This is a genomic window from Nioella sp. (assembly GCF_964229645.1).
Taxonomy (GTDB): Bacteria; Pseudomonadota; Alphaproteobacteria; order Rhodobacterales; family Rhodobacteraceae; genus Nioella.
The window spans coordinates 1-5,191 of sequence record NZ_CAXREX010000174.1 but is presented as its reverse complement, the minus strand read 5'-3'; the positions used below and the strand labels follow the sequence as shown (position 1 = coordinate 5,191).

The window sequence follows — 5,191 nt, the reverse complement described above, 5'->3', positions numbered from 1 at the left end:
TGACCATGAACGGCGCGGTGATCCCGGTGCTGGCCTCCTTCATCGTCGCCGGTGAGGAGCAGGGCCATGACAGGTCGCTGCTGGCGGGCACCATCCAGAACGACATCCTCAAGGAGTTCATGGTCCGCAACACCTATATCTATCCGCCCGAACCCTCGATGCGGATCATCTCGGACATCATCGAATACACCTCGAACGAGATGCCCAAGTTCAACTCGATCTCGATCTCCGGCTACCACATGCAGGAGGCGGGTGCGAACCTGGTGCAGGAACTGGCCTACACGCTGGCCGATGGCCGCGAATACGTGCGCGCGGCGATGAACGCGGGCATGGACGTGGACAAGTTCGCAGGCCGCTTGTCCTTCTTCTTCGCCATCGGCATGAATTTCTTCATGGAGGCCGCCAAGCTGCGCGCTGCGCGCCTGCTGTGGCATCGGATCATGGACGAGTTCGGCGCGAAGAACCCGCGTTCCAAGATGCTGCGCACCCATTGCCAGACCTCGGGCGTGTCCTTGCAGGAGCAGGATCCCTACAACAACGTGATCCGCACCGCCTACGAGGCGATGGCCGCGGCGCTTGGTGGCACGCAGTCGCTGCACACGAACGCGCTCGACGAGGCGATTGCGCTTCCCACCGAGTTCTCGGCCCGGATCGCGCGCAACACGCAGCTCATCTTGCAGGAAGAAACCGGCATCACCAACGTGGTCGATCCGCTGGCGGGCTCCTACTACGTCGAAAGCCTGACTGCCGAACTGGCCGAGAAGGCCTGGGCGCTCATCGAAGAGGTCGAGGAAATGGGCGGCATGACCAAGGCCGTGGCCTCGGGCATGCCCAAGCTCAGGATCGAGGAGTCGGCGGCGCGCCGCCAGGCGATGATCGACCGGGGCGAAGAAGTGATCGTGGGCGTGAACAAGTACAAGCTCGCCCAGGAAGAAGAGATCGACATCCTCGACGTCGACAACGTGGCCGTTCGCCAGGCGCAGGTCGCCCGGCTGGAAACCATGCGCGCCACCCGCGACGAGGGCGCCTGCCAGGCCGCGCTCGCCGAGCTCACGCGCCGCGCCAAGGAGGGCGGCAACCTGCTGGAGGCGGCCGTGGAAGCGGCCCGCGCCCGCGCATCTGTCGGAGAAATCAGCATGGCTATGGAGAAGGAATTCGGCCGTCACCGGGCCGAGGTGAAGACGCTGGCCGGGGTCTACGGCGCGGCCTACGAAGGCGACGAGGGCTTTGCCCAGATCCAGAAGGACGTGGAAGCCTTTGCCGAGGAAGAAGGCCGCCGCCCGCGCATGCTGGTCGTGAAGATGGGCCAGGACGGGCACGACCGGGGTGCCAAGGTGATCGCCACCGCCTTCGCCGATATCGGCTTCGATGTGGATGTGGGTCCGCTCTTCCAGACGCCCGAAGAGGCCGCGCAGGACGCGATCGACAACGATGTGCACATCGTCGGGATCTCGTCGCAGGCCGCCGGTCACAAGACGCTGGCGCCCAAGCTCATTGAGGCGCTGAAGGCGGAAGGCGCGGGCGATATCATCGTGATCTGCGGCGGGGTCATTCCGCAGCAGGATTACGAGTTCCTCTACAAGGCAGGCGTGAAGGCGATCTTCGGGCCGGGGACGAACATCCCGGAAGCGGCAAAGAAGATCCTCGACATCGTGCGCGAGACGCGGGCCTGAGCCAGTATGAAACAAAAAAAGGCCCCGCATTGCGCGGGGCCTTTCCTGTTTGACGCATCCCCTCAGGGATCACTCTGCCGGCACGGCTTCCTCTTCTTGGGCAGTGGCGCTCATCCTGAGGACGGCAAAGCCCACCACACCCGAAATCAGCGAGCCGGAGAGCACCCCGAGGCGCACGGCGTTCATCAGTTCTGGGTCGGCAAAGCTGAGCGAGCCGATGAAGAGCGACATGGTAAAGCCGATCCCGGCCAGGCAGCTCAGCCCGTAGATATGCGCCCAGGTCACGCCGTGGGGCAGCTGTGCGAAGCCCAGTTTCACCGTGGCCCAAGTGGCCCCGAAGACGCCGATCTGCTTGCCCAGGATCAGGCCGAGCGCGATGCCGAGCGGAAGCGGTGCCAGCATGTCGCCCAGTTCGATGCCGGCCAGCGACACGCCCGCATTGGCGAAGGCGAAGACCGGCACGATGAAGAACAGCACGTAAGGCGACAGCCCATGTTCCAGCGCGTGCAGGGGCGACTTGCCCCACTTGTCCTTGAGCGGGATGAGGAAGGCGGTGATGACCCCGGCCAGCGTCGCGTGGACGCCCGATTTCAGCACCAGCACCCACAGCACCACGCCAAGCAGCAGAATGGGGGCCATGCGGTGCGAGCCCTTGAGGTTCAGCCACAGCATCGCGCCAAGCGGCAGAAGCGACAGGAACAGGTAATCCACCTTGAGCTCGGCCGTGTAGAACAGCGCGATGATCACGATGGCCCCAAGGTCATCGAGAATGGCAAGCGTCAGCAGGAAGACCTTGAGCGCGGCGGGCACACGGCTGCCCACGAGGGCCAGCACGCCAAGCGCGAAGGCAATGTCGGTGGCCGCCGGAATGGCCCATCCGCCGATCGTGTCGGGGTTGCCCCAGTTGAAGAAGCGGTAGACGCGCGCGGGAACCGCCATGCCGCCCACGGCGGCAAGGCCGGGCAGGATCACGTCGCGCGGGTTCTTCAGCTTGCCTTCCAGGATCTCGCGCTTCAGCTCCAGTCCGATGAGGAAGAAGAAGACCGCCATCAGGCCGTCGTTGATCCACAGGATCAGCGGTTTTTCCAGACCTTCGCCGCCAAGCGTCACCGCGAAGGGCAGGTTGAGCAGCCAGTCATAGCTGGGTTGAAGGGCGGAATTGGCCACGATCAGGGCGGCAATGGCCGAAAGGCCCAGAAGAATGCCGCCCGATGCCTCGTGTGAAAAGAACCGGTCTATGGCGCGCAGTAGCATGTCGTCCCCTGAAAATTTAATCTGTTCGCCCCTGCCACATGGGGTCTCTTTCGAAATAGTCAAAGGTTTTGGTCAGGAATTATGGCCAAAAGTTGCAAAAACGCATGTGGCGGCTTGAAAAGGCGGGGGGGCAAGGGCAGCTTGGGGCCAGTGCGTGCCCCGATGGAAGGACGAAGGCCGATATGGCTCTGCCAGTGAAACAGCAAGCGACCTATTGGGGCGTGGCCGCCGCGCTCTTCCTGGTGCTGATGTGGTCTCTTGGCCAGGTGCTGCTGCCCTTCGTGGTGGGCGGCGCGATTGCCTATGTGCTGGACCCGCTGGCCGACCGGCTGGAAGAGCGGGGCTTTACGCGGGCCTGGGCGACGGTCGTGATCTTCGCCTTCGCGGTGCTGTTCTTCCTTCTGGCGCTGGTCCTGGTCCTGCCGATGCTGGTGGGGCAGGTGATCGCGCTGGTTCAGGCCGCGCCGGACCTTTACGAGAGCGTGCGTGATGTCCTGGTCGAGCGGTTCCCGACGCTGATCCAGGAAGACTCTGCCGCGCGCCAGACTATCGCCGATGTGCTGGCCTCGGCCCGCAGCCAGATCGGCACCGTGATTTCCTCGGTGCTGTCCTCGGCAGGTGCCGCCATCAACAGCGTGGTGGTGCTGGTCATCGCGCCGGTGGTGGCCTTCTACCTGCTTCTGGACTGGGACCGCATGATCGCGGCAATCGACGACCTGCTGCCGCGCGACCATGCGCCGGTGATCCGCCAGCTGGCTTCCGAGATCGACCGGACGCTGGCCAGCTTCGTGCGCGGGCAGGGCACGGTCTGCCTGATCCTGGGGGTGTTTTATGCCATTGCGCTGATGAGCGTGGGGCTGAATTTCGGCCTGATCGTGGGGCTGGTCGCCGGGGCGCTGACCTTCATTCCCTATGTGGGTGCGCTGGTGGGCGGCGTGCTGGCCATTGGCCTGGCGCTCTTCCAGTACTGGGGTCATAGCGCCGTGGTTGACGGCGAAACGGTGCGTATCGCAACTGATTGGCTTCGCATCGGCCTCGTGGCGGTGATCTTCGCCATCGGCCAGGTGACCGAGGGCAAGATCCTGACGCCCAATCTCGTTGGCAGCTCGGTCGGGCTGCACCCGGTCTGGCTCCTTTTCGCGCTGGCGGCTTTCGGCTCTGTCTTCGGCTTCGTTGGGATGCTGGTCGCGGTGCCCGTGGCCGCGATGATCGGCGTTCTGGTGCGCTACGTCGCGGCGCAATACCGCGAGGGCAGGCTCTACAAAGGGCTTGAAGGCCGGGCCAAAGACGACGAAACCTGACCCCATGGCCGAACAGCTTCTTCTTGATCTTCCCGTGCGCACCGCCCTCGGGCGGGACGACTTCTTCGTCTCGGCCGCGAATGCCGCCGCCGTGGCCGGTATCGAAGCCTGGCAGGACTGGCCCCATGGCAAGATGATCCTGGTCGGTCCCGAAGCTTCGGGCAAGACGCATCTTGCCCATGTCTGGGCCGGGATGAGCAGCGCAGAGGTGATCGGCCCGGACACCATCGCCGCGCGAAGGCCCGACACGGTCGGTTCGGCGCTGGTCGTCGAAGATGCCGACAGGATCGCGGACAAAGAAAGTGAAACCGCCCTGTTCCATTTGCACAACGCGGTTGTCGGGCAGGGGGGAAGGCTTTTGCTGACCGCCCGCGCGGCCCCGGCCCGCTGGCCCCTGTCGCTGCCCGACCTGGCCAGCCGCATGCAGCAGGCGGGTGTGGTGAAGCTCGATGGGCCTGACGATGCGCTTTTGTCCGCGGTGATGGTCAAGCTGGCCGCCGACAGGCAACTGGCGCTCGGGCCCGACCTGATCTCATACGCGGTGCTGCGAATGGAACGCAGTTTCGCCGCCGCGCGCGCCCTTGTCGAAGCCATCGACACGCGTGCCTTGCGCGACAAATCGCGCCCCACGAAGCCGATGATCGCGGCGCTTCTTGCAGAGATCGGCGATTGAGTGTCACCTTGTCGTCATGAACGAGCATTACCGCACAGCCATGATCGACGCTGATTTTCTCAATGCGCCCCTGCCCGCACCCGTCAAGCTGCCCGAGGCGCAGACCACGGGGCCGCAGCGTTTTTTCAACCGCGAGCTCAGCTGGCTGGCCTTCAACTGGCGTGTGCTGGAAGAGGCCGACAACCCCCGCGTGCCGCTTCTGGAACGCGTGCGCTTCGTGTCGATCTCGGCCGCCAACCTCGACGAGTTCTATACCGTGCGCGTCGCGGGCCTGCGCGAGCTGGCCAACG

Annotated in this window: 4 protein-coding genes and 1 pseudogene; 4 read left to right on the top strand and 1 reads right to left on the bottom strand. The window is 64.6% G+C overall.

The features are described 5' to 3' along the window. Positions 1-1,673, top strand: a 1,673-nt coding sequence (scpA, locus tag ACEQXV_RS11525; RefSeq protein ID WP_370269260.1) for a methylmalonyl-CoA mutase, incomplete at its 5' end; no start/stop codon positions are given. 69 nt (positions 1,674-1,742) lie between these two features. Here the strand turns inward: scpA and nhaA are convergent. Beyond that, entirely contained in the window at positions 1,743-2,927 is a 1,185-nt protein-coding gene (gene nhaA / locus ACEQXV_RS11520; RefSeq protein ID WP_370269258.1) for a Na+/H+ antiporter NhaA, read from the bottom strand. Positions 2,928-3,109: 182 nt separating this feature from the next. Between nhaA and ACEQXV_RS11515 the strand changes: the two genes are divergently transcribed. The 3 genes and pseudogenes from ACEQXV_RS11515 to ACEQXV_RS11505 form a co-directional block, all read left to right on the top strand. Beyond that, complete coding sequence (locus ACEQXV_RS11515) at positions 3,110-4,228, top strand: AI-2E family transporter (protein WP_370269257.1); 1,119 nt, start codon at positions 3,110-3,112, stop codon at positions 4,226-4,228. 4 nt (positions 4,229-4,232) lie between these two features. Then, positions 4,233-4,901 carry a DnaA ATPase domain-containing protein gene (locus ACEQXV_RS11510; RefSeq protein ID WP_370269256.1) on the top strand — a complete coding sequence of 223 codons (669 nt, stop codon included), beginning with the start codon at positions 4,233-4,235 and terminating at the stop codon, positions 4,899-4,901. Positions 4,902-4,941: 40 nt separating this feature from the next. Then, positions 4,942-5,191, top strand: a pseudogene (locus ACEQXV_RS11505) (RNA degradosome polyphosphate kinase); the annotation flags it as partial.